Origin of the sequence: Streptomyces sp. NEAU-W12, assembly GCF_026242095.1 — a bacterium.
Lineage (GTDB): Bacteria > Actinomycetota > Actinomycetes > Streptomycetales > Streptomycetaceae > Streptomyces.
On record NZ_JAPJDM010000003.1, the window covers coordinates 238,185 to 263,165 of the forward strand.

Here is a 24,981-nt window from a genome sequence, read left to right on the forward strand (position 1 = left end):
GGGTGATCCTCCGGATGGAGGTCTTCCCGGAGCTGGCCGAGGACTTCGAGCGGACCTGGGGTGAGGTGGGTGAGGCGATCTCCCGGGAGCCGCACAACCTCGGACAGACGCTGGTACGGGACACCGAGGAGCAGGGCGTGTACTGGGTCCTGACCGACTGGACGGACGAACCCCGCTTCCGGGCCTTCGAGCTGAGCCCCGCCCATGTGGAACACCGGCAGCGGCTGCGGCCGTACCGCAGGGGCGGTTCGATGAACGTCACCGAACTGGTCCGGCACATCCACCCGGCGCCCTTCGCCGTACCCGCACGCACCGCACGCACCGCACGTCCCCGCACGCGGGGCGGGGACCCGGCCGGGCCCCCGCCCGGTGTCAGCGGGGAACGTGCTCGCGGACCGGCCGCCGGTCGGCGGGCGGGGCGGACCCGGTGGACCCGGCGGCGGACCGGGGGAGACCCAGCCGGAGCAGGGCCAGGGCCAGGACGTACAGGGCGAGCTGGCAGCCGAGGGCCCAGCCGACGGCCGTGACCGATCCGCTCGCGCCGCCGGCGAGACCGTAGAACACCGTGCCGACGAGAGCCACGCCGACGGCGTTGCCGATCTGGCCGAAGGTGGAGAACACCCCGCTCGCCGAGCCGACGCCGCCGCGGGACATCGCGGAGAGCGTGATGTTGTACAGCGGCGGGCTCAGCAGTCCCATGCCCGCGCCGCACAGGACGAGTCCCGGCAGGATGTGCGCCGGGCGCAGCCCGTCGCCCTGCGCGACGGTCAGCCACAGCAGGACGCCGGTGCCGAGGGCCATCAGCAGCGCGCCGCACTCCAGCATGGGCCGGCCCAGCCGTCCGGTCAGCGGCACCGACGCGGCGGAGGCGAAGGCCGCGGACAGGGCGAACGGCAGCAGGGCGAAACCCGCCTCCTTCGCGGTGAAGCCGAGCCCTTCCTGGAGGTGGACGACGTAGACGAGGAAGAACGACGCCACCGCGCCCATGACCAGGGAGTTCACCGCGGCACCCGCGGGGAGGGCGCGGTCGCGGAACAGGCCGGGCGCGAGCAGCGGGATGCGCCCGGCACGTTCGGCCCGCCGTTGCAGCGGGACGAGCAGGGCGAGCACCGCGACCCCCGCCACGGCCAGCGGCATCACCAGCAGCGGACGCCCGCTCTCCCGGCCCTGGACCAGCGGGACCAGGAACAGCAGCAGACCCGCGGTCGCCACCGCCACACCGACCAGGTCCAGCCGCGGCGCCCGTGCGTCCCGGGCGCTCCGCTCGGCGGGCAGCCCGTACACGGCGAGCAGCAGCGCGAGCGCGCCGACGGGCAGGTTGACGAGGAACACGGCACGCCAGCCGAGCCCGAACAGGTCGGCGTGCGCGAGCAGTCCGCCGAGCACCGGCCCGCTGCACGTGGCGGCGGCGATCACGGCGGCCTGGACGCCGAAGGCGGCTCCCCGGCGCTCCTTCGGGAACAGCAGGACGATCACCGGCGCGATCTGCGGGGCGAGCAGCGCCGCCGACAGGCCCTGGAGCACCCGCGCGGCGACCAGCACCCCCGCGTTCGGGGCGGCGGCGCACAGCGCCGAGGCCAGTGTGAACGAGATGATGCCCCACAGCACCAGCGGCCGCCGCCCGTAGGCGTCGCCGAGGCGTCCCGCGGTGACCAGCAGCAGCGCGAACGCCAGACTGTAACCGGCGAGCAGCCACTGCACGGCCGCGTCGGACGCGCCGAGCCCGTCCTGGATCGACGGCGCCGCGATGCTCACGACCGTCACGTCGAAGGTGTGCAGGAATCCTGCGAGCAGCACCGCGCCGAGCGCCAGCCATGAGCTGCGCGGCACGGTCGGATGGGTGGTCACGTACGCCTCCTCGGAGTCCGGCGACGACGTCGGCGACGACGTCGCCGCCACCCTCCGCCGGGTCTGCGGAGGACGCCCGGAGGACCGCTCGAGAACCGCCGCCGGCCCGCCCGCGCGGCACCCCGGCGCCACCTCTCGCACCGCCCCCGGCCTGCGGCGTCGACCGCCGCTCCAGCGCCGTGCGTCCCGCGCGCGACCGCCGCGCCGGATGCTGCCCGTGACCCTTCAGGCGCAGTGAGACGTAGGACGTGAGGTGACGGCGTGTCCGGGCTGGTTGGCTGGATCGACTTCGAGAGGGACCTGCGCAGGCATCGGCCGGTCGTCACGGCGATGGCTTCCACACTGGCGCAGCGCGGGCCGGACGGGGAAGCGGTGTGGACCGGTGAGCACGCCGCGCTCGGCGCCCGGCTGCTGCACCTCGACGGCGTGCGGGACGTGCAGCCGTACGTACTGCCGGCGGGCGGGCACGACATCGTGGCCTGCGTGACCGGCTGGCCCACCGGCACCGCTCAGGTGCGCTCCGAACTCGCCGCCGCGGGTGTACGGGTGGCCGCGGCGGACGGACCCACCGCGCTGGTGGCGCACGCCTACCGCGAGTGGGGCGCCGACTTCCTGCCGCGCCTCGGCGGCGCGTGGGCGGTCGCCGTCTGGGACGGGCGCACCGAGGAGATGGTCCTCGCCCGCGACCACCTCGGCGGCCAGCCGCTGTACTGGACCCGCACCGCCACCGGCATGGTGTTCGGCTCCGAACGCAAGGTACTGCTCGCCCACCCCGAGGTGGACCCGGTGGTCGACGCGGCCGGTCTGCGCGAGGCCGTGTCCCAGGCGCTGCCGCACGGCGGCATCTTCTCCGGCTTCGACCGCGTCGGCGCCGCCGAGATCGCCCGCTGGGGCCGCGACGGCCTCAAGCGCACCAAGTACTGGGGCATCAGCACCCAGCCGCACACCGACGACTACGACACGACCGTCGCGAAGGTCCGCGACATCCTGGCCCGCAGTGTCGAGGACAACCTGACCGAGGACCCCTCCCAGCTGCTGGTGATGCTCTCCGGCGGCGCCGACTCCTCCGCCGTGGCGGGCCTGGCCGCCGACGCGCTGGCCCGGTCGCAGAGCGGCAGCCTGCGCTCCTTCACCATCGAGTTCCGCAGCAGCGAGTTCCGCGCCGACGTCATGCGCAGCACGCACGACACGCCCTTCGCCGAAGAGGTCGCCGCGCACATCGGCGCCGACCACACCACGGTCGAGCTGGAGACCGGCGACATCCTCGACCCGCTGGTCCGGGCCGGCATGCTGAAGTCGAAGGACTTCCCCACCCGCCAGTACGACATGGACACCGCCCAGTACCTGACGGTGCAGCGCGCCGCGCAGGAGGGCTGCAAGGTGGTCTTCGCCGGGTACGGCGGCGACAAGTACTTCCAGGGCGCCACCTGGTTCACCCACCGCGACCTGGTGCTGTCCGGCACCTTCCCGTGGGTGGCGCTCGCGCAGAAGCACGGCGCGGCCAACGGCTTCGGCACCGGCCTGTTCAACGCCGACGCGCTCGCGGCCCTCGACTTCCCGGCGTACTACCGGGACGTGTACGCGACCGGGGTCGCCGAGGTGGAGTACCTGCCCGAGGAGGACGAGTGGCAGCGTCACATGCGGCGCGTCGCCTACCTCATGAACACCCGGTTCGGCATCGACGCCGGCTCCTACTCGGCGGCCGGACTCCAGCTGCGCACCCCGATCAACCACCCCGAACTGGTGCAGTACGCGTACAACATCCCCAACGAGATGCACAACCGGCGGGGAATCGAGAAGGGAATCCTGCGCGCGGCCGTCGCCGACCTGCTGCCCGAGTCGGTGCTGAACCGGCACCGCAGCGCCTCCCCGGTCTCCCACCACCCCGACTACCCGGCGGGCCTGCAGCGGGCGATGAAGGCCGTGCTGGCGGACCCGGCGGCCCCGGTGCGGCAGATCATGGACCTGGAGGCGGCCGGCGCGGTCGCCGCGAGCCTGGAACGGCTCACCAAGGACCGTATGGCCCGCGCCGACGTGGAACTGATGCTCCAGCTGAACATGTGGCTGGACCACTACCGCGTCAGGCTCGCGCTGTGACGGCCGGCGACGGGACCCCCCGCGGCGCGACCGGTGCCGCGACCGCCGGGGACGCGTCCGGCGCCGGCCCGCGCTCCCGGCGCCTGGCCCGGCACCTCGACGAGGCGGGGCTCGACGCGCTGGTCGCCACCTCGGCGGAGAACGTCCTGTACCTGACCGGCATCTCCAGTGTCGGCGGCCAGAACCACCCCTACAGCAGCCGCGCCCTGGCCGTGGTGACCCGGGAGCGCCCCGACGCCCCGTACTTCGCCAGCTCGCGCGGCGACGTGGACCAGTTCCTGGACGCCACCACCGCGCTCGGCGGCGTCGTAGCCTACGGCACCTTCCACCGGGTGCTGCCCGAGGGCCTGGAACTCACCGCCCGCGAGGAGCGGTTCAAGGAGATCGGCGTGGACGCCCCGCCCTGCGCGGACGCCCTGGCCGCGCTGGTGCGGATCCTCACCGGCGCCGGTCTCGCGAAGGCCCGGATCGGCGTGGACGAGAACGCCGCGCCCCTCGGCTTCCCCGACCGGCTCCGGGAGGCGCTGCCGGGCGCCGAGGTGCGCCCGGCGGCCGCGCTGCTCCAGCAGGTCCGCAAGGTCAAGGGCGAGGGGGAGCTGGACCGGATCGCCCGGTCCGCCGCGATCGCCGAGGCCGGGGTGCTGGCCGCCCTCGGCATCGCCGCCGAGGGCGTCACCGAGCGGGACATGGTGCGGGAGTTCGAGACCGCCGTCGCCCGGGAGGGCGGCCGGTCCCGGTTCACCCTGATCAAGTTCGGCCGGGAGGGTGTCCTGGGCCAGACCCGGCCGGGCGGCACCCCGCTGCGCCGCGGCGACTCCATCTGGTTCGACGCGGGCTGCACCTGGCGGGGCTACTGGTCCGACATCGCGCGCACCGCCAGCTTCGGCGCCCCCGCGCCCCGGCTGGCCGCGGTGTACGCGGCGATGCTGGCCGGCGAACAGGCCGCGCTGGAGAGCGCCGAACCCGGGATGACGGGTGGCGAGCTGTTCGACCGCACGGTCGAGGCGGTCCGGGCCGCCGGAGTGCCGCACTACCGCCGGCACCACGTCGGGCACGGCATCGGCGCGGAGATCTACGAACCCGTACTGATCACACCTGGCAACAAAGATGTCATCGAAGACGGAACTGTGGTCAATTCCGAAACTCCCTACTACGAGTTCGGGCTGGGCGGCGTCCATGTGGAGGACCCCTTCGTCGTCACCTCCGACGGCAACCGGCTCCTGACCACGCTGGACCGTTCGCTCATCGTCATCGACTAGGAAACCCATGACTCTCTCCCGACGCCATTTCCTGGGTGCCGCCGGCCTCACCTCCGCCGGGCTTCTCCTGCCCCTCGCGACCGGCTGCGACAGCGCCGGTGGCGGGGACGGGGCCGTCCAGTCCGGTGACGTACCGCTGCCCGGCCGCTTCAGCCTCCCCTTCAAGGTGCCCCCGGTCATCAGGCCGACCTCCTCGGAGGGCACGACGGACTACTTCGACGTGCGGGCGCACACCGCCACCGTGGAGATCCTGCCCGGTGTGCGGACCGAGATATTCGGCTACAACGGCGTTTTCCCGGGTCCCACCTTCCGCGTCCGCAAGGGCCGCACGGCGGTCGTCAGGACCACCAACGACCTGCCCGTGCCGATCGTCACCCACCTGCACGGCGGCAAGACGCCCGCCGCGAGCGACGGTTACCCCACCGACCTCCTCCTGCCCACCTCGGGCTGGAAGGCCGCCGCGCACCGGCACCACTCGGGCCTGGCGATGGAGGGCGTGACCGCCGAGGGGACCCGGTCCTACACGTACCCGAACGCCCAGCGGGCCGCCACGCTCTGGTACCACGACCACCGGATGGACTTCACCGGCCCGCAGGTCTGGCGCGGACTGGCCGGCCTCTACCTCGTGCACGACGACGAGGAGGACGCGCTGCCGCTGCCCAAGGGCGACCGCGACCTCCCCGTGATGATCATGGACCGGGCCTTCGAGTCCGACGGGTCCCTGGCCTACCCGTCGATCGACCCCACCCTGAAGACCACCCCCGGGGTCACCGGCGACGCCCACAACGGCATGGAGGGCGACGTCCTCCTCGTCAACGGCGTGCCCTGGCCGCGCCTCGAGGTCAGGGGCGCCCGCTACCGGCTGCGGCTGGTGAACGCCTCCAACGCCCGCCGCTACCGCGTCAGACTGGATCCCGAACCGGACTCCGGCGAGCCCTTCACCCTCGTCGGCAGCGACGGCGGACTCCTCGCCGCACCGCAGGAGACGGACTCCCTCTACATGGTCCCCGGTGAACGCTTCGACGTCGTCGTCGACTTCGGGAAGTACAAGCCCGGCACGAAGATCACCATGAAGAACAGCCTCGGCGACGGCTCCACCTCGGAGATCATGCAGTTCGTCGTGGGGGAGAAGATCACCGACAACACCTCCGTACCGTCCCGCCTCTCCACCGTCGAACGGCTCGACCCGGCCAGGGCGGTGCGCACCCGCTCCTTCACCCTCGGCCGCAACCGCGAGGACGGCCACTGGGTCTACAAGATCAACGGCCATCCGTTCAGCACCGACCGCAGCTGGGCCGACGTCAAACGCGGCGAGGTCGAGATCTGGGAGTTCACCTCCACCACCCACCACCCCATCCATCTGCACCTGTCACCGTTCCAGGTGTACAAGCGCGGCGGCTCCACCAACGTCAACCCCGAGGACGCCGGTCTGAAGGACACCGCGCGCATGGTGCCCAACGAGAAGCTCAGCCTCCTCGTCCGCTTCGACGACCACACCGGCAAGTTCGTCTTCCACTGCCACAACCTCGAACACGAGGACATGGCGATGATGGCCAACTTCACCGTGACGTAGGAGCCCTACACCGTACGGGAAAGGGCCGCCGTCCCCCGTGGACGGCGGCCCTTCCCCCTGCCCGCGTGCGGTCAGGCGGGCTCCTCCTCCCGCGCCAGGGCGCGGCGCAGGGCACCGGCCAGGGCACCGGCCGCGTCCGCGGGGACACCGGCCGACCGCCAGGCGACGAAGCCGTCGGGGCGCACCAGCACGGCACCGTCCGCCCGCACCCCGTACCGCTCGTGCCAGCCCCGCTCCGACAGATCCCGCAGCCCGGCCCCGAACCCGGCGGTACGCAGCCGCACCCCGGCCCGCCGCGCGGCCTGGGCGGCGGCGCGGGCCCACACCGGCTCGTCGTCGCCGGTGGTCCCGCCGCCGTGCACCAGCACCGGTGCAGGGTCGCCGCCGTACACGTCCAGCAGCGAACCGGGAGCCTCCCGGCCGCCGTCGCGCAGCAGCACCGGCACGTGCGGGGCGCGGGTCCCGGGCTCGCCGGCCAGCTCCGCCGGGTCCCGGAACCGGGGCAGCCGCGCCCCCGGCTCCGCGGCCGACGGGTAGGTGTGCCCGAGCATCACCGCGAGCACGTCCGCGGTGGCCCGGCGCTGTTCCCCGTCGGCCCGCCCGGACCGCACCAGCAGCCGCAGCCGGGCCTGTTCGAGGGTCGCCTCCGCGACCGGCCTGCGCTCCGCGTCGTAGCTGTCGAGCAGCCCCTCACCCGCCTCGCCGCGCAGCACCGACGCCAGCTTCCAGGCCAGGTTGTGCGCGTCGTGGATGCCGGTGTTGGCGCCGTAGCCGCCGATCGGCGGCACGACGTGCGCGGCGTCCCCGACCAGGAACACCGACCCGTCCCGGAACCGCTCGGCGGACAGGGCGGCCAGCTCCCACGGCAGGACGCCGACGACGTCCACGTCGAGGTCCGGGTCGCCGACGGCCGAGCGCACCAGTGCCACGGACCGCTCGGTCGTGAAGTCCTCGGGCGTCTCGCCCCGTTCGGGGCGGTACTGGAGGATGAGGGTGCCGCGCCGCAGCGTGTCGTCGTGGCCCAGGACGGCGCCCCTCAGCTCGTCGTTCTCGATCTGGCAGATGGAGAACCGGCGGCCGGCCAGCGGGCCCGTGAGATCCGCGCGGAACAGGATGCTCACCTGGTGCTGGAGCGTGCCCCGGCCCACGCGCCGGATCCCCAGCGTCTCCCGTACGGGGCTGCGCCCGCCGTCCGCCGCGACCAGCCAGCGGGCCCGCACCCGCCGCTCGGCGCCGGTGTCCCGGTCCTCGACCGTCGCGACGACCGGCCCGGCGGGGCCCGTTGGCCGGGAGAAGGAGGTCAGTTCACTGCCGAAGCGCAGCACCGCCCCGGCGCGGTCCGCCGCCTCGCGGACGATCGGCTCCATCCGGTCCTGGCCCAGCGAGATCTGCCGGGACGGCGTGACGCCGCCCAGGTCACCGGGCGCGGGCAGCATGACCGCCTTCACCTCGCGCCCCGTCAGCGACTCCACGGTCGCCTGGCGCCGGTGCTCCGCGTACCCGGCGGCGGCCTTTAGGACCGTCCCCTCCACCCCGACGGACCGCAGCAGCTCCAGCGTCCGCGGGTACCACCCCCACGCCCGGGGATGGACCGAGGTCGACGCGTGCCGCTCCACCAGCACGCAGCGCACCCCGTGGTGGCGCAGGAACAGCGCACAGCTCAGTCCGGTGATCCCGCCGCCCACGATCAGCACGTCGGTCGCGTCCGCCGCGTCGCTCACCTCCACCGCATCGACGGGATCCGCCGCGTCCGTCCCCACGTCCGCCGCCCTCCCGGGCCGCTCCTGAAGTTCCTCGGGCTCCTTGCCCACGGCCACTCTCCCTTCCGGTACCGGTGCCCGGACCCCGTGTCCGAGGATCCGGTCCGCGCGGCATCGTCCGCAGGGCCGCTGGAGAGGCCGTCCAGGGAAACTTGAGGTGCCCCGGCCAGCCTGTGGCTCCCCATCGAGAGGAGCCCACGCCGTGTCCGGAATCACAGGATGGATCGATCACGAGCGGGATCTGCGACGCGAGCGGCCCACGCTGCTCGCCATGACCGCCGCGCTCGCCCAGCGCGGCCCCGACGGCGAGCGGCTGTGGCTCGCCGAGCACGCCGCCGTCGGCACCCGGTGGTCCGACGAGGACGGCACCGGAGCCCCCCGCCAGCCCTGGGTGTTCGAGGAGGCCGGGCGTACGGTCCTGGCCGCCGCCGTCACCGGTGTGCTGTACGACACGGACGCACTGCGCTCGGACCTCGGCGTCACCGGCCGCCCCACCACCCAGGCGGAACTCGTCGGCCGCGCCTACCTGCGCTGGGGCGAGCGGTTCGCCGAACACCTCGACGGCGCCTTCGCCGTCGCCATCTGGTCCGAGCGCGACCAGGAACTGGTGCTCGCCCGCGACCGGCTCGGCAACCAGCCCCTCTACTACTACCCGCTGCCCTCCGGCGTGCTGTTCGGCTCCGAACGCAAGGCGATCCTCGCCCACCCCGCCGTGGAACCGGTCATCGACGCCGACGGCCTGCGCGAGCTGTTCTCCTACGCCGGCACCTCTGGACACGGCATCCTCAAGGGCTTCGCCCAGGTCGAGCCCGGCCACGTCCTGCGACTGGCGCGCGGTGGCCGAAGGACGGCGTACCGCTACTGGGAGCTGACCGCCCAGGAGCACACCGACGACCAGGAGCAGACCATCGCCCGGGTCCGGGACCTGCTCGGCAACTCGGTGCGCCGCAGCCTCGGCACCGGCGCCGTCCCCGGCATCCTGCTGTCCGGCGGCATCGACTCCAGCGCCGTCACCGCCCTCGCCCACCAGGCACTCGCCCAGCGCGGCGGCGGCACCGTCCGCACCTTCACCGTCTCCTTCGGCTCCGCCGAGGAGTTCAAGCAGGACGAGATCTGGGGCAGCCCCGACGCCCCGTTCGTGCGGTCCGTCGTCCGGCACCTGGGCACCGAGCACACCGACCTGGTGCTGGACACCTCCGACATCATCGACCCGGGGGTGCGGGCCGCCGTCCTGCGCGCCAAGGACGTGCCCAGCCCGCTCGGCAACATGAACACCTCGCTGCACCTGCTGTGCCGGGCGGTGCGCGAGCACGTCGGCTCCGTCCTGCTCGGCGAGATCGCGGACGCCGTCTTCGGCGGCTTCGCCTGGGTGCACAACAAGGAACTCGTCGAGGCCCCCACCCTGCCCTGGGTGGCCATGGCCCGCTTCGGCGGCGGCAGGCACGGCCTGGGCGGCGACCTGCTCGCCCCCGACCTGCTCGGCAAGCTGGACCTGGGCGGCTACTGCGCCGACGCCTACGCCACCAGCATGGCCCAGGTGCCCCGCCTGGACGGCGAGAGCGGCCAGAACCTGCGGATGCGGGAGATCACCTACTTCCACCTCACCCGCTGGCTGGAGACCCTGCTCTCCCACGACGAGTCGCTCGGGGCCGCGGCCGGACTCGGCACCCGGATGCCGTTCTGCGACTGGCGCCTGGTCAGTTACGCCTACAACGTGCCGTGGTCGATGAAGAGTTTCGACGGCCGGGAGAAGTCCCTGCTGCGCGCCGCCGTCGCCGACCTGCTTCCCGACGACGTCGTCAACCGCGCCAAGAGCCCCTACCCGGTCACCCAGGACCCCGCCTACGGCCACGCCCTGTGCGACGGCATGGCGGCCCTGCTCGCCGACCCGTCCGCACCGGCCGCCCCGCTCGCCGACACCGCCGGCGTCCGCGCCCTCATCGACGACCCGTCCGTCCTGGACAGCGGGATGCGGGCCTGGGTGGCCCGGGCCAACGTCGAGATGCTGCTCGGCCTGAACGACTGGCTGCGCCGCTACGGCGTGAGGGTGGAGCTGTGAGTCCGGCCCGCACCCCGGGAGTGCGCCGGGCTCCCGTCCTCGGGCGGGACGCCGGGCCCGTCGGGCGGGCGGTGCGCGTGGCGGCCGGCGGGGCGGCCCTGACGCACCTGCTGACCACCAAGGCCCCCGACCACGGCGGCGGCGCCCTCCTCGCGGCGGCCGCCACGGCCGTCGCCCTGGCCGCCGGGTACACCGGTCTGCTGCTCCTGCTCCGGCCGCTGCTCACCCGGGGCGCCCGTCACGGCCTGGCCGGGTGGCCCGGCGGCGCCCTGCTCCTGCTGCCGATGCTGCTCTACCCGATCGGCGTGCTGCCGGACGCGCCGGCCCTGGGCGTCGCCCTCTACGTCGAGCTCTCCGTCCTCACCGCCGGGATCACCGGATACGGAGGCATCGAGCTGGCCGCCCCGCCCGCGCTGCTGCTGGGCCGGCGCCCCGTGCTGTACGGCCCGTTCAACGCCGTCGACCTCGCCGAACGCGGTATGCGGCGCCCGTGGCACGCCGCCCCCGAGCGGACGGCCGGGTGGCTCGCCGCGGCCGGTCTCGCCTGGTTCTGGGTGGTCCCGCCGCTGGCCGCCGTACGCGGCGGGTCCGGCGACGCCTTCGACGCGCTCGGCGTGCTCGACCCGGCGGCCTGCGGGGCACTGGTGACCGCCGGTGTGCTGCTCGCCGTGCCGGCGCCCGGACCGGCACGGCTGCGCCGGCTGAGGGCGGGCGCGTTCGTGCTGCTCGGTCTGGGCGGCGCCGTCGGCGCCCTGCCCGACGTGCTGTGGCCGGTCGTCATCCTGACCGGCCTGGTGACCGGGGCCCTCCGGCTCGCTCCGGGCGGTCACCGCGACGCGCGCGTCCCCGCCACCGGGGCCCCGGCCCCCGGGACCGCCGTGCCGGGACTCCCGGTCACCGCCCGCCCGCACGTCGAGACGTCTTCCACCACCCGTTGAGACCGTCTGCGGAGCATTCCCCCATGGCAGAGAACACCGCTGAAAGCACCCGGACCACACCGGGCGCACCGGACCACGCACCCGACCGCGCACCGGGACGAGTGCCCCGCCGCGGCGCGGGCCGGGCACCGGGCACCGGCCCGGACCAGGCTCAGGACCACGGCGCGCACCCCGCACCGACACCCGGTCCGGCGACCGCCCCCGGCCGCGAGCGCGCCGCACTCGCGGTCTGGGCGCCCCAGTTCCGGCTCCGGCTCACCACCCCCGGGCTGGAGCTGCGCGTCCCCGACGAGAGCGACCTGCGCGCCCTCGCGGAACTCGTCGCCGACCAGGGCATCCACGCCCCCGACGCGGCCCCGTTCCAGGGCGGCTGGAGCAACGCACTGCCCCAGGTCGTCGCCGGCCGCGTCCTGCAGTACCTGTGGAAAGGGCTCGCACTGAGCCGTCCCGACTACTGGAACCTCGGCCTCGCCGTGTTCCTCGACGGCCGGCCCGTCGGCGTCCAGGGCCTCCAGGCCAGGAGGTTTCCCACGCTGGGCGAGATCGCCACCGAGAGCTGGCTGGCCCGCGGCCACCAGGGTCGGGGCATCGGCACCGAGATGCGCGCCGCGGCCCTCCGCCTCGCCTTCGAGGGGCTGGGCGCCCGGTACGCCACCTCCGCCGTGTTCGAGGACGGCGCCGCCGCCCTCGCCGTCAACAAGAAGCTCGGCTACCGGCAGGACGGCATCGAGATCCAGGAACGCAAGGGCGAGCCCGTGGTCCTCACCCGCTGGCGCATGACCCGCGCCCAGTGGGAACCGGGCCCCGCCGCCGACGTACCCACCACCCTCCACGGACTCGACGGGTGCCGCGCCCTGTTCGGCGCCCGCCCGCACGACACCCCCACCGCTCGACGGGAGCCGGCGTGATCCACGACTCCATCACCGACTGCGTCGGCAACACCCCGCTCGTCCGGCTCGGCCGGCTCTTCCCGCAGCGGGACATCGAGGTCCTCGCCAAACTCGAGATGCTCAACCCCGGCGGCAGCGTCAAGGACCGCTCCGCCCGCTACATCGTGGAACGCGGCATCGGCGACGGCATGATCCGTCCCGGCACCCACATCGTCGAGAGCACCTCCGGCAACTTCGGGGTGGCGCTCGCCATGGTGGCCGTACGGCACGGACTGCGGTTCACCGCCGTCGTCGATCCCAACGCCTCCCGGACCAACCTGCGGATCCTGCGCCAGTTCGGCGCCGAGATCGAGATGGTCCGCGAACCCGACTCCGCGGGCGGCTACCTGCACACCCGGCTGGCCCGGGTGCAGGACCTGCTGACCGAGGACCCGGACGCCGTCTGGATCAACCAGTACGCCAACCACCTCAACTGGGAGACCCACGCGGTCACCACCGCCCGCGAGGTCATCGCGGACTGCCCCGACCCCGTCGACGTCCTGGTCGCCGCCGTCAGCACCACCGGCACCCTGCACGGCCTCGCCCGCGGACTGCGCCGCGTCTGGCCGGCCCTGCAGGTGGTCGCGGTCGACGCCGTCGGCTCGGTCATCTTCGGCACGCCGCCGGGCCCGCGGATGCTGCCCGGCGTCGGTTCGAGCCGGGTACCCGAACTGCTCACCCCGGCCGAGATCGACCGGGTGGTGCACATCGACGACGCCGCCGCCGTCCGCGGCTGCCACCGGCTGCTGCGCCAGGAGGCCATCTTCGCCGGGGGCTCCTCCGGCTCGGTGGTCGCCGCCATCGACACCCTGCTGCCCGACCTCCCGCGCCCCAGCCGCGTACTGACGCTGCTGGCCGACCGGGGGGAGCGCTACCTCGACCTCGTCTACACCGACGAGATGGCGATCGAGCACGACGAACTCGCCTACTCCAGCCACTCCTGACGACCGTTCCCGACACCCACTCAGGAACGTCGGGCCCCGCACCGGGGGTGCCCGACGCGCACCCCCGGCCGTCCCGGAGCAGGGGACGGCCGCGGGGGAGCCGGGACACTCCCGCCCACCGCGAACCAGGACTGCGGCCCGCCCGCTCGAGCCGGACTCCACCACGACTCCACCACGCCGCGAGCCGCACTCCACCGGCTCCGGCTGAAGTGGGAAGGCCGCCCATCCACCCGCAACACCACGCAAGCCACCACACGACCGACGGCTTCACGGCCGACCGAGGGGAACCATCGTGGAAGACGTGCTCGTACTCGCACGGCTCCAGTTCGCCATCACCGCCATCGCCCACTACCTGTTCGTCGCGCTGACGCTCGGTCTCGTCACCTACCTGGTGGTGATGCAGACGCGCTGGGCGGCCACCGGAAAGGAAACCCATCGCCGGCAGACCCGCTTCTGGGGCCAGCTCTACGTCATCAACTACGCCATGGGCATCGGCACCGGCATCGTGATGGAGTTCCAGTTCGGCCTCACCTGGAGCGGGCTGACCCACTTCGTCGGCAACGTCTTCGGCGCGCCGCTGGCCATCGAGACCCTCGTGGCGTTCTTCGCCGAATCCACCCTGCTCGGCCTGTGGATCTTCGGCTGGAACCGGATGGGGCGCACCCTGCACACGGTCCTGCTGTGGCTGGTGGCGCTCACCGCGTACGCCTCGGTCTTCTTCGTCCTCACCGCCAACGGCTTCCTCAACCACCCGGTGGGCTACGAGACGAAGGACGGCACGGTCCGCCTCACCGACTTCACCGCCCTGCTCACCAACCCCAACGCGCTGTCCGCGTCCGCCCACATCCTCGCCGCCGCGGTGGTCACCGGGTCCTTCTTCATCATCGCCGTCAGCGCCTGGCACCTGCGCCGCCGCACCGGCCACGACGAGTTCTTCTGGTCCTCGATGAAGCTGGCCCTGCCGGCGGCCCCGGTGCTCGTCCTGGCCACGGCCGCGCTGGGCGGCTGGCAGATCGACAACTCCGTGCGGCAGACCCCCACCAAGTACGGTGAACGGTCCGAGCGGGCCCAGGCCCTGGTGGAGACCTTCACGGAGAAGTTCGGACCCGGGAACTACTTCCCGCCGGGGTTCAGCCAGACCGCCGAATTCGTCATGATCATCCCAGCGCTGTTCATGATGCTGATCGCCGTGATCGGCGGGCTGTTCATGATCAGGCGCAACCTGATCCGCCGCAAGGTGCTGCTGTGGCTGCTCACCGCCGCCCTCGTCCTGCCGTACGTCTCGAACGTCTCCGGCTGGATCTTCCGCGAGGTGGGACGCCAGCCCTGGGCGGTCTACGGCGTGCTGAAGACGGAGGACGCCGTCACCCCGGGGCTCGGCTTCGGCACCGTGCTGACCTCGCTGCTCGTCTTCGGCGCCCTCGTCATCGGCCTGCTGGTCGTGGACTGGGCCCTGCTCCTGCGGTTCGCCCGGCGCGGCCCGGACGGCTCGCACCTCGGCCGCGCCCCCGGCGAGAAGTCCGAGGACACCCTCGCGGACCTGCCCCGGCAGGCCGGCGACCCGGTCCCGGCCGCCTCCTCGCCCCCGACCTTCTGACGGCTCTCCACAGCGCCCTCTGCACACCGGGAGTTCAACGTGTGGCACAACATCTGGTACGCGCTGCTAGGGCTCTTCCTGGCGGGCTACCTGGCCCTGGACGGCATCACCCTCGGCACCGGGATCATCGGCGGGCGGCTCGCCCGTGACGACGCCGAACGGCGCACGGTCGCCGCGGCCACCGGACCGTTCTTCCTCGGCAACGAGGTCTGGCTGGTCGCCGCGGCCGGCATCACCCTCGGCGGCTTCCCCGGCCTGGAGTCCGGCGTGATCAGCGGGGTGTACCCGGTGATCGTGTGCGCCGTCGCCGCGCTGCTGGTGCGGGAGGCCGCGACGCAGTTCCGCCGCCGGGGCTCCGGCGAGCGTTCCCTGCGCCGCTGGGACTCCCTGGTCCGGTCCGCCTGCCTGACGCTCGCCCTGATGTGGGGGCTCCTCGGCGGCGTGCTGATCGGCGCGATCCCGGTGCGGGACGGTCATCTCCCCATCGACGCCGCGGTGCTGCTGCAGCCGGTGGCGATCCTGTCCGCGCTGACCGCCGTCGCCGTCTTCGCCCTGCACGCGGCCGTGTTCCTCGCGGTGCGCACCGAGGGAGGCGTCGCCGGACGGGCCGCCGGCCTCGCCCGCCGGCTGGCGCCCGCCGCGGCCGGCCTCGCCGTCCTGACGGCGCTGGTGGCCGTCGCCGACGGCACCGTACGCGACGGTCTGCTCAACCCCCTGCCCACCGCCCTGCTGTTCCTGGCCGCCCTGGCCGCCGTGCTCCTGGCTCCCCGGATCATCGCGTCCGCCGGCTGGAAGGCCCTGCTCGTCAGCGGCTTCGCCGCGCTGTCGCCGGTGCTGCTGCTGGGCGCCGCGCACTTCCCGCAGGCCCTGGTGAGCAGTGCCGGTGCCGGTGAGAACGTCTCGGTCGCCGAGGCCGCCGCCGACCCGTCGACCCTCGGCGTCGTCGGACCCGTGGTGCTGCTGGTCCTGCCGGTGCTGCTGGCCTTCCAGGCGATGCAGTGGTGGGCCCACCGCGCCAAGGCGGACGACCGATCCCCGGCGTACTTCTGATGTCCCGCCGGCAGGGCGCGGCCGACGGGACGCCCGGCGCCCGGTCGCCCGAACCGGAGGACCGGTCACCTGACGACCGGCCCACGGACCCGGGCGACCGGGGTCCCTCCGGAGACCGGGGGGCTCCGGGTGACCGGGATGCCTCCGGTGCGGGCGGCCGGGACGCGTCGGGCGGCCGCGAGGTCTCGGCGGACCGCCGGTCCCCGGCCGGCCGAGGGGCCCTGTCCGACCGGGTGGTGCGGCGGCGGCTGCTCGCGCTGACCCCGCGGACCCGGACGACGGCGGTCCTGGTGACGGCCGCCGTCCTGCTCGGCGCGGCAGGCACCGTGGGCCAGGCCCTCGCCCTGGCCCGGCTGCTCGGCGAGGTGTTCACCGGGCACGGCCCCACCGCCACCGCCGTCACCTGGGTCGCGGCCGCGGTCGCCGCGCGGGGCCTCGCCGGGTGGGTGCGGGCCGCCGCCGCGCAGCGGGCCGCCTCCGGGATCAAGCTGGAACTGCGCACCGGCCTGCTCGGGGCCGCCGTCCGCCGCAACGCCTACGACGCCCAGGACCGCCGCACCGGGGAGATCAGCACCCTGCTCACCCGTGGCCTGGACGCCCTCGACCCGTACCTCGTCGGCTATCTGCCGCAGATGCTGGTGGCCGCGCTCGTCCCGCCCGCCGTGCTCGTGGCGATGCTGCTGCACGATCCGCTCGCCGCGACGATCCTGCTGGTCACACTGCCCCTCATCCCGGTCTTCGGCGCCCTGGTCGGCCTGCACACCCGGGACGCCACCGCCCGCCAGTGGGCGGCGCTCGCCCACCTCGGCGGCCACTTCCTGGACGCCCTGCGCGGACTGCCGACCCTGCGCACCTTCGGCCGGGCCGACGCCCAGGAGGGCATCGTCGCCGAGGTCGCGGACACCCACCGCAGGGCCACCCTGCGCACCCTGCGCATCACCTTCCTGTCCACCCTGGTGCTGGACACCGTGGCCACCCTGTCCCTCGCCCTCATCGCCGTCCCGGTGGGCCTGCGCCTGCTCCACGGCTCCCTCGACCTGACGACCGCGCTGACGGTGCTGCTGCTCGCCCCGGAGGCGTACCTGCCGCTGCGTGCGCTGGGCAGCCAGTTCCACGCCGGTACGGAGGGCACGACGACGGCACGGGAGGCGTTCGGGCTGCTGGACGAGGGGACGGAGACGGGGCCGGGGAGGGGCGCGGCGTCCGCCGCGCCCGGAAGCGCGCCCGGAAGCGCGCCCGGCCCCGCCTCCGGCCGCCCCCCGCGCATCCGCTTCGAGAACGTCACCGTCCGCCTGCCCGGCCGCCCCGAACCCGTGCTCCACGACGTGTCGTTCACCGTCGAACCGGGGGAGCGGGTCGCCCTGACCGGACCCAGCGGCGCGGGGAAGTCCACGCTGCTCGCCCTGCTGCTCGGGCTGGTCCGCCCGGAGGGGGGCCGGATCCTGGTCGGCGGACACGACCTCGGATCGCTCGACCCGAAGGCATGGCTGCGGACCGTCGCCTGGGTGCCCCAGCGGCCGTACCTCTTCGACGGCAGCGTCGCCGACAACATCCGGCTCGGAGCCCCGGACGCCGCCGACGAGGACGTCGTGCGCGCCGCCCGCGCCGCAGCGGCCCACGACTTCGTCACCGCGCTGCCCGACGGCTACGCGACCCGGCTCGGCGCCCGCGGCACCGGAATCTCCGCCGGGCAGCGGCAACGCGTCGCGCTCGCACGGGCGTTCCTGCGTGAGGCGCCCCTCGTCCTGCTCGACGAACCCACGGCCGGTCTCGACGCCGGCAGCGAACGGGCGGTCCTCGCCGGCAGCGAACGGCTGATGGCCGGCCGTACCGTCCTGGTCGTCGCCCACCGGGCCGGGCTCCTCGACGGCGCCGACCGCAGGCTGGAGGTGCGCGACGGGGCGGTACACGCGTGCGAGGTGACGGTCCGGTGAGAGCGCTGTTCTCGGTACTGCGTACGGCGGGGGCGCACCGCGGGCTGCTCCCCGCCGCCCTTCTCGCGCTCGCCGCCGACCTGGCCGGCGTGACCCTGCTGACGCTGGCCGCCTGGCTCATCGCCCGCGCCGCCGAGCAGCCCCCGATGGGCGTGCTGTCGGTGGCCGTCGTCGCGGTGCGGGCGCTGGCCGTGACCCGCGGGCTCTTCCGGTACGGGGAGCGGCTGGCCGGGCACGACGCGGCCCTGCGGGCGGTGGCGGGACTGCGCGGCCGGGTCTTCGGTGCGCTGGCCCGCCGGCCGGCCGGCGAGGACGCCCGCACCGTACGGGACGCGGACGCCGCCTCCCGGCTGGTCGCCGATGTCGACCTGGTCCAGGACGCGCTGCTGCGGGTGGCGCTGCCCGCGCTGTCCGCGGCGGCCGTGTCGGTCGCGGCGGTGGTCTGCGCGGCACTGGTCTCCCCGCGGGCCGCGCTGGTCCTGGCCGTCGGCCTGGCGGCCGGGGGACTGCTGCTGCCCGCCCTCACCGCCGCCGCCTCGGCCCGCGCGGCCCGACGGGTGGCCGCGCTCCGTGCCCAACTGACCCAGCAGGCCGTCGACCTGATGGACGGCGCCGCGGATCTGCGGATCTTCGGCGCGGCGGACCGGGCGAGCGCCCGGGCCGCCGCCACCGCCCGCCGGCTGCGTGCCCACGACCGGGGCGCGGCCCTGCAGTCCGCGCTGGCCGCGGCGGCCCTGACGGTCGTCCAGGGCGGCACGGCCGTCGCGGTCGCCCTGGTCTGCGCGCACTCCGCCTCCGGCGTCTGGACGGTGACCCTTCCCCTGCTGGCCCTCGCCTCCTTCGAGCCGCTGACCCCGCTGCCGGCCGCCGCCCAGCACCTCACGGCCCTCCCGGAGAGCGCCCGCCGCGTCCACGCCCTGCTGCACACGCCCGCGCGTCCCGCGGCCGATGCCGTCGCAACGGACGGCACGGACGGTGCGCACGCTGCCGCTGCCGGAACCGGCCCCCATCTGTCCGTACGGAACCTGTACGTGCGCCACCGCCCCGACGGGCCGTTCGCGGTGCGCGGGGTGAACCTGGAACTCCCGCCCGGACGCCGGGTGGCCGTCGTCGGCCCGAGCGGCGCCGGAAAGTCGACGCTGCTCGCCGCGATCGCCCGCTTCGCCCTGCCGCACCGGGGCCACCTCCTCCTCGACGGCGAGGACCTGACCCGCTTTCCCGAAGCGGCCCTGCGCCGGACGGTCAGCGGAGCCCTCCAGGACGCGCACGTCTTCCACACCTCCGTACGCCACAACCTGCTGCCCGCCCGCCCCGGCGCCACCGACGCCGAACTGCACGAGGCGCTGCGCCGGGCCGGCCTGCTCTCCTGGGTGCTCTCCCTGCCCCGGCAGCTGGACACCGTCGTCGGCTCGGACGGGGGCAGGCTGTCGGGCGGTCAGCGCCGCCGGCTGGTCCTGGCCAGGGCACTGCTGGCCGCGCCGCCCGTGCTGCTGCTCGACGAACCGACCGAGGGCCTGGACCCCGCGTCCGCCGACGCCGTCCTGGCCGATGTCCTCACCGCCACCCGCGGCACGTCCCTGGTCCTGGTCACCCACCGCACCGTAGGCCTGGAGGCCGTCGACGAGATCCTCGTCATGGACGCCGGCCGCGTCGTCCGCCGCGGCACCCCCCGCGCCGTCCTCACCCCGGCCCCGGACACCCAGGACACGCTCGCCCCCGCCGGACCCCACCCGGGCTGACGCGGCAGGCCGGCTCCCCGTACACGCCCCGGCCGGCCGGGAGCCGTGCTCCGGGCCGTCGCCGGGGCGGTGCCGTACGCGCAGGCACGGCCCACCGGGAGGACGAGCCCGCCGAGGCCGTGCCGGCGGCGTGCTTCCTCCGTCGCTCCGGGGTACGGCGCACGCGGTACGTGCCGGACCGGGTGCCCCCGGCACCGTGCGCGGACACGCCGCGCACCGGCGCCCGTGGTGACACAGGGGTGCTGCTCACCGGATGACCGGTACGGCCCGCCTGAGCACCTCCGGCCGGTCCTCGCGCCCGGCCCACCCCCGGCTGGTACCCGCCGCCCGCGGGTGCCTCCGGCCGGTCCTCGGCCCGGCCGTCGCCCTGGCCCGCCGCCCGTCGCCCTGGCTCGCCGCTCGTCGCCCGCTGCCCGCCGCCGGTGGGTACCTCCGGTCGGTCCTCGTGCCCGGCCCGTCACTCCGGCCCGTCACTCCGGCCCGTCACCCCGGCCCGTCACCCCGGCCCGCCGCTCGCCGCCCGCGGGTACCTCCGGCCGGTCCTCGTGCCCGGCCCGTCACCCTGGCCCGCCGCTTGCCGCCGGTGGGTACCTCCGGTCGGTCCTCGTGCCCGGACCGTCAGGACAGCGGCCGCGTCAGGGCGTACACCGTGCGGAGCACCACCGCGGCGGACAGGACCAGCAGGTGGGAGCCGATCACCGCGTACAGGCTCAGGGCGGCCGTGACCTCCGGGCCGCCCTCCGTGCCCAGCAGCTGCACCCCGAGCACCCCGAAGAAGATCCCCAGGCCGGCCAGCAGGACCCGGCTCAGCAGTTCACCGATCACCCGGCGGTCCCGCGCATCCGCGAGCAGGCGCACGTTCACGCCGAGCCGGCCCTCCTCCAGCGCGCCGGTGATCCGGTCGAGGCGGCGGGGGAGCCGGCGCAGCACCGGCAGCAGCGCCAGCAACTCGTCGCGCGCGGCGTCCCGTACGGTCTCGGGCTCCAGCTGCCGGGTGAACCGGGCCTGCGCGTACGACCGTGAGGCGGCCAGGATGTCGAAGCCCGCCGACACCCGCCCCAGGGTGCCCTCCAGGGTGGCCAGCGCCCGGAACACGGCCGCGATCTCCGGCGGAACGGCCAGCCGGAAGTCGGCGACCAGCCGGAACAGGTCGGTGAACATCTGCACGTCGGGCGTCGCCCCCCGCCCCAGGTGCCGCCCGCTGAACTGGCCGAGCGCCCGCTGGAGCCGCTGCTCGTCCACGTCCTCCGGCCGCTCGGTCACCTCCAGCAGGGCATCGCGCAGCGCGGCCGGGTCGCCGCGGTCCACGGCGAGGAACAGCCCGACCATCGCCGAGCGCAGCCCGCCGTCCAGCCGCCCCACCGAGCCGAAGTCGAGCAGGGCCGGGCTCCCGTCGGGCATCAGCAGGATGTTGCCGGGGTGCGGGTCGGCGTGGAAGACACCGTCGTACATGATCTGGTCCAGGAGCGCGGTGAGCAGCGTCCGCGCCAGCTTCGCGCCGTGCTCGGGGCTGTCCGGCCGCGCCCGTCCGAGCGGCACGCCGTCGATCCGGGTCATCACCAGAACCCGTTCGCCGCTCAGCTCGTCCCAGGTGACGGGAAGTGTGACGCCGCCGTCGTGGCGGGTTTCGGCGGCCCGGCGGACCGTGGTGAGGTTGCGGGCCTCCACCCGGAAGTCCAGTTCCTCGCGCAGCGCCACCGCGAAGCCGTCGGCGAGAGCGGTGAGGCCCAGCGAACGGCCCCAGTCGGTGCGCTGCTCCAGGGTGCGGGCCAGCCGCCCCACGATGTCCAGGTCGCGGTCCACGGCCGCGTCGATACCGGGCCGCCGCACCTTCACGATGACGCGGGTGCCGTCGTGCAGCACCGCCGCGTGCACCTGGGCGACCGAGGCCGCGGCGAGCGGTTCGGGGTCGAACTCGGCGAACACCTCCTGCGGGGGCGCGCCGAGGCTCTCCAGCAGGACGGCCTCCACCTTCGGCCACGGGGCGGGCGGGACCCGGTCCTGGAGCCGGCTGAGTTCGACGACGTACGGCTCGGGCAGCAGATCGCGCCGGGTGGACATCAGCTGACCCAGCTTCACGAACGTGGTGCCGCCGGCCTGCAGCGCCTCGCGCAGTTCGGCGGCCAGGTGCTCGTGCCGGGTGCCGCCGGTGTTCCTGGCCCGGCCGGTGAGGTACGGGCCGAGGCCGTGCCGGCCGACGACGGCGAGGATCTCGGAGTAGCGGCGGGTGCGGGCCAGCCGTCCCCGTACCGCCCGGATCCGGGCGAGCAACCGGACGCGGCGCTCCGGCGCCAGCAGATCGAGCAGGACGAGGCACACCATGGCGCCGAGCAGCCCGATCCCGAGCATCAGCGGCAGCAGGGCCGGACCGCGCTCCGGATTCTGCAGCTGGGTGCCGACCAGCGTCCCGGACACCGTGGCACCGACCAGCGCGGCGGCCACCAGCCGCAGACCGCCGGTCTCCATGCCGAGCAGCCTCCGGGCGATCAGCGCCGGAAGGACGACGACGGTGAAAGCCCCCAGAACCCCTATAAGCCACATACCGTCCATGGTAGTGAACTCACCTCACAGGAAAGGGAGTTGCGCTCGAGGACTCCTCGAGTCCCGCTCGAGTCCTCTCGAACCGGACTCGAGCGGGACCGCTGACGGCCCGGTCGACAGCGGCTCAAGCCGCCCTCGATGACGTTGTGACACCACTGGTCGCACTGTCTCAGCAAGGAGAGCATGGTGACCACAACTCCGGTCCGGGGCGACACCCCCACCCCGCCGCCACCCCCACCCCGCCGTTCCCTCCTGGAACGCGCCGCCGGATTCGCCCAACGGCACCGGTGGACCGCCCTGTTGCTGTGGGTCGTCGTCCTGTTCGCCGTCTGGGGCGGCGCGACCGTCACCGGCGACGCCTACCGGGACGACTTCTCGCTGCCCGGCACCGAGACCCAGCAGGCGCTGGAGACCATGAAGGAGCACGGTTCCGCGCAGGCCGGCGACACTCTCGACATCGTGCTGCACGACGAGCGGGGCGTGACCGGCGCCGACACCCGCGAGCGGGTCACGGCCATGCTCGACGAGGTGGCCGGCCTGCCCGAGGTCGCCCAGGTGCGCAGCCCGTACGAGGACCGGCAGGCCGTGTCGAGGGACGGCACCGTCGGCTACGCCACCGTCGTCCTCGAGGTCAGGTCCGAGGACATGACCACCGAGAACACCCGGCGCATCCTCGACACCGCCCGGTCGGCCCAGTCGTCCGCCGCGTCCGCGTCGGACGGCTCCGGAGGCCTCACGGTCGAACTCGGCGGCGAGGCCGCGCGGGTCCTCGCCGAATCGGAGGGCGGCGGCGCCGAAGGCGTCGGCATGCTCGCCGCACTGGTGATCCTCGGTTTCATGTTCGGCACCGTCATAGCGGCCGGACTGCCCGTCATCACCGCCGTGTTCGCGGTCGGGAGCACCCTCGGCGCGATCATCCTGCTCTCGCACGTCTTCACGATCGCCAGCTACACGCCGTACGTCATGATGCTCGTCGGTCTCGGCGTCGGTATCGACTACGCGCTGCTGATCTTCGCCCGCTACCGGACCGAACTCGTCCGCGGCGCGAGCCCCGAGGAGGCGAACCGGCGGGCCCTGGACCTCGCGGGCCGCACGGTGGTCTTCGCCGGGTGCACCGTCATCGTGGCGCTGCTCGGACTGGTCGCCCTCGGACTCGGCTCGCTGCAGGGCATGGCGGTCGCCGTCGCGCTCACCGTCCTGGTGACCATGCTCGCCTCACTGACCCTGCTGCCCGCTCTGCTCGCCCTGTTCGGCAGGCGTTTCGCCCGGCAGTTCCGGGCGAGGGCGAAGAAGCGTGCCGCGAAGGGCAGGGCGGCGGAGAGCGGGGCCGGCTGGCGCCGCTGGTCGGACCTGGTGCAGCGCCGCCCGCTGGCCGCCCTGGTGCTGGCCGTGGCCGCGCTGGGCGCGCTCGCCGCCCCCGCGCTCGACCTGCGGCTCGGCCTCGGCGACGCGGGCAACGAGCCGCCGGCGAGCACCAGCCGCAAGGCCTACGACCTGCTCGCCGACGGCTTCGGCCCCGGCTTCAACGGCCCGCTCGTCGTGGTCGCCGAGACGAAGACCGCCGGCGAGGACCCGGGGGAGGCCGGTGCGGATCTCACCCGGGTCCTCGACGACACCCCCGGCATCGCCGCCGCCACGGACCCGATCCCCGCCGGGGACGGCAAGGCGTTCACCGTCATCGCCTTCCCGGAGACCTCCCCGCAGGACGAACGCACCGGCGAGCTGGTGCACACCCTGCGCGACGACGTCCTGGTGGACCTGAGCGAGGAGACCGGCACCCGCTACCTGGTGGGCGGCGCCACCACCGCGGTCATCGACTACTCCGACACGGTCGCCGACCGCATGCCGCTGTTCGTCGCCATCGTGGTGGGCCTGTCGCTGCTGATCCTGGTCGCGTTGTTCCGTTCCCTGCTGGTGCCGCTGAAGGCCGCCCTGCTCAACCTGCTGAGCATCGGGGCCGCACTGGGCGCCATGACGCTGGTCTTCCAGAAGGGCCTGTTCGGCGTGGAGCCGGGACCGATCGAGGCGTATCTGCCGGTCATGATCTTCGCGATCGTGTTCGGGCTCTCCATGGACTACGAGATCTTCCTGATCTCCCGCATCCGTGAGGAGTGGCTGCGCGGCGGCGACGCGAACGCCGCCGTCCGCGAGGGCCTCGCGCACACCGGTTCGGTCGTCACCGCGGCCGGCGCCATCATGATCGCCGTCTTCGGCGCGTTCATGCTCGGCGGCGACCGGATGCTCCAGCAGTTCGGGTTCGGGATGGTCGTCGCGGTCTTCGTCGACGCGGTCGTCATCCGCTGCCTGATCGTCCCCGCCGCGCTCCAGCTGATGGGGCGGCACGCCTGGTGGATCCCGGCGGGACTGGACCGCCGGATGCCGAGACTGGACATCGAGAAGCACGACTGACAGCGATGATGTCCGTGGTGACGCCGCGGGCGGGGCGCCCCGCCCGCGGCGTCCGTCCGTGTGCCCTCCGGGTCCTCCCTCCTGGCCTCCTTCGGACCGCCCGCCGGTCACGAGCCGGGCGCGAGTACGTCCCGAGGAGCAGGCGGTTCTCTGAAGGGGTGAGGGAACGGCTCCCGGCGCGGCGGGCGGCGCCGGGATCCGTGGGCCCTCCGTCCGGGCCGGGCGGTGGCCGTCCCCCGTTCACCGCATCCGCCCGCGACGCGGCCCGCCCTTTGAGCCGCGGCGCCCGGCACTCCCCCGGCCG

Annotated in this window: 15 protein-coding genes and 1 pseudogene; 13 read left to right on the forward strand and 3 right to left on the reverse strand. The window is 74.4% G+C overall.

The window, feature by feature from the left end; all coding sequences use genetic code 11:
• Positions 1-2 precede the first annotated feature (2 nt).
• Positions 3-527: an antibiotic biosynthesis monooxygenase family protein gene (locus ORI94_RS05385; RefSeq protein ID WP_266073226.1), complete on the forward strand. Its 525-nt coding sequence runs from the start codon at positions 3-5 to the stop codon at positions 525-527.
• Here the strand turns inward: ORI94_RS05385 and ORI94_RS05390 are convergent.
• Positions 448-1,989, reverse strand: a pseudogene (locus tag ORI94_RS05390) (MFS transporter); the annotation flags it as partial. The gene ORI94_RS05385 and the pseudogene ORI94_RS05390 overlap by 80 nt on opposite strands.
• 120 nt (positions 1,990-2,109) lie before the next feature.
• Between ORI94_RS05390 and ORI94_RS05395 the strand changes: the two are divergent.
• From ORI94_RS05395 to ORI94_RS05405, 3 genes are read left to right on the forward strand one after another with little or no spacing between them, the layout of a single operon-like run.
• Complete coding sequence (locus ORI94_RS05395; protein WP_266072942.1) at positions 2,110-3,945, forward strand: asparagine synthetase B family protein; 1,836 nt, start codon at positions 2,110-2,112, stop codon at positions 3,943-3,945.
• The gene (locus ORI94_RS05400) at positions 3,942-5,204 is read left to right on the forward strand and encodes a M24 family metallopeptidase (protein WP_266072944.1); all 1,263 of its coding nucleotides are present in this window, start codon (positions 3,942-3,944) and stop codon (positions 5,202-5,204) included. The genes ORI94_RS05395 and ORI94_RS05400 overlap by 4 nt, the downstream gene beginning before the upstream one ends.
• A 7-nt stretch (positions 5,205-5,211) precedes the next feature.
• Entirely contained in the window at positions 5,212-6,777 is a 1,566-nt protein-coding gene (locus ORI94_RS05405; RefSeq protein ID WP_266072946.1) for a multicopper oxidase family protein, read from the forward strand.
• 71 nt (positions 6,778-6,848) lie between these two features.
• Here ORI94_RS05405 and ORI94_RS05410 read toward each other — a convergent pair whose 3' ends face one another.
• Complete coding sequence (locus ORI94_RS05410; RefSeq protein ID WP_266072948.1) at positions 6,849-8,588, reverse strand: FAD-dependent oxidoreductase; 1,740 nt, start codon at positions 8,586-8,588, stop codon at positions 6,849-6,851.
• A 151-nt stretch (positions 8,589-8,739) separates the two neighbouring features.
• Between ORI94_RS05410 and asnB the strand changes: the two genes are divergently transcribed.
• From asnB to cydC, 8 genes are all read left to right on the forward strand, one after another.
• The gene (gene asnB / locus ORI94_RS05415; RefSeq protein WP_266072950.1) at positions 8,740-10,596 is read left to right on the forward strand and encodes an asparagine synthase (glutamine-hydrolyzing); all 1,857 of its coding nucleotides are present in this window, start codon (positions 8,740-8,742) and stop codon (positions 10,594-10,596) included.
• Complete coding sequence (locus ORI94_RS05420; RefSeq protein WP_266072951.1) at positions 10,593-11,534, forward strand: DUF6410 domain-containing protein; 942 nt, start codon at positions 10,593-10,595, stop codon at positions 11,532-11,534. Before asnB ends, ORI94_RS05420 begins: the two co-directional genes overlap by 4 nt.
• Before the next feature lie 23 nt (positions 11,535-11,557).
• Positions 11,558-12,442, forward strand: a complete 885-nt coding sequence (locus ORI94_RS05425; protein ID WP_266072953.1) for a GNAT family N-acetyltransferase — start codon at positions 11,558-11,560, stop codon at positions 12,440-12,442.
• Positions 12,439-13,407, forward strand: a complete 969-nt coding sequence (sbnA, locus tag ORI94_RS05430) for a 2,3-diaminopropionate biosynthesis protein SbnA (protein ID WP_266072955.1) — start codon at positions 12,439-12,441, stop codon at positions 13,405-13,407. Before ORI94_RS05425 ends, sbnA begins: the two co-directional genes overlap by 4 nt.
• Positions 13,408-13,699: 292 nt before the next feature.
• Positions 13,700-15,004: a cytochrome ubiquinol oxidase subunit I gene (locus tag ORI94_RS05435; protein ID WP_266072956.1), complete on the forward strand. Its 1,305-nt coding sequence runs from the start codon at positions 13,700-13,702 to the stop codon at positions 15,002-15,004.
• Positions 15,005-15,043: 39 nt separating this feature from the next.
• Positions 15,044-16,054, forward strand: coding sequence for a cytochrome d ubiquinol oxidase subunit II (locus ORI94_RS05440; protein WP_266072957.1), 1,011 nt, complete (start codon positions 15,044-15,046; stop codon positions 16,052-16,054).
• Entirely contained in the window at positions 16,054-17,988 is a 1,935-nt protein-coding gene (cydD, locus tag ORI94_RS05445) for a thiol reductant ABC exporter subunit CydD (RefSeq protein WP_266072959.1), read from the forward strand. The genes ORI94_RS05440 and cydD overlap by 1 nt, the downstream gene beginning before the upstream one ends.
• A complete protein-coding gene (gene cydC / locus ORI94_RS05450; RefSeq protein WP_266072961.1) occupies positions 17,985-19,727 on the forward strand; it encodes a thiol reductant ABC exporter subunit CydC in 1,743 nt (580 codons plus the stop codon). The genes cydD and cydC overlap by 4 nt, the downstream gene beginning before the upstream one ends.
• A 618-nt stretch (positions 19,728-20,345) precedes the next feature.
• On the opposite strand, the gene ORI94_RS05455 is transcribed toward cydC, so the two are convergent.
• Positions 20,346-22,268 carry an ABC1 kinase family protein gene (locus ORI94_RS05455; RefSeq protein WP_266072963.1) on the reverse strand — a complete coding sequence of 641 codons (1,923 nt, stop codon included), beginning with the start codon at positions 22,266-22,268 and terminating at the stop codon, positions 20,346-20,348.
• 183 nt (positions 22,269-22,451) lie between these two features.
• Between ORI94_RS05455 and ORI94_RS05460 the strand changes: the two genes are divergently transcribed.
• Positions 22,452-24,677, forward strand: coding sequence for an MMPL family transporter (locus tag ORI94_RS05460; RefSeq protein WP_266072965.1), 2,226 nt, complete (start codon positions 22,452-22,454; stop codon positions 24,675-24,677).
• The last annotated feature ends 304 nt before the right edge of the window (positions 24,678-24,981 follow it).

What these genes read in the sequence shown, in the direction of transcription:
- ORI94_RS05405 (WP_266072946.1), top strand. Translation starts at nt 5,212, where the DNA reads ATGACTCTCTCCCGACGCCATTTCCTGGGTGCCGCCGGCCTCACCTCC.
- ORI94_RS05425 (WP_266072953.1), top strand. Translation starts at nt 11,558, where the DNA reads ATGGCAGAGAACACCGCTGAAAGCACCCGGACCACACCGGGCGCACCG.
- cydD (WP_266072959.1), top strand. Translation starts at nt 16,054, where the DNA reads ATGTCCCGCCGGCAGGGCGCGGCCGACGGGACGCCCGGCGCCCGGTCG.
- ORI94_RS05455 (WP_266072963.1), bottom strand. Translation starts at nt 22,268, where the DNA reads ATGTGGCTTATAGGGGTTCTGGGGGCTTTCACCGTCGTCGTCCTTCCG.
- ORI94_RS05460 (WP_266072965.1), top strand. Translation starts at nt 22,452, where the DNA reads ATGGTGACCACAACTCCGGTCCGGGGCGACACCCCCACCCCGCCGCCA.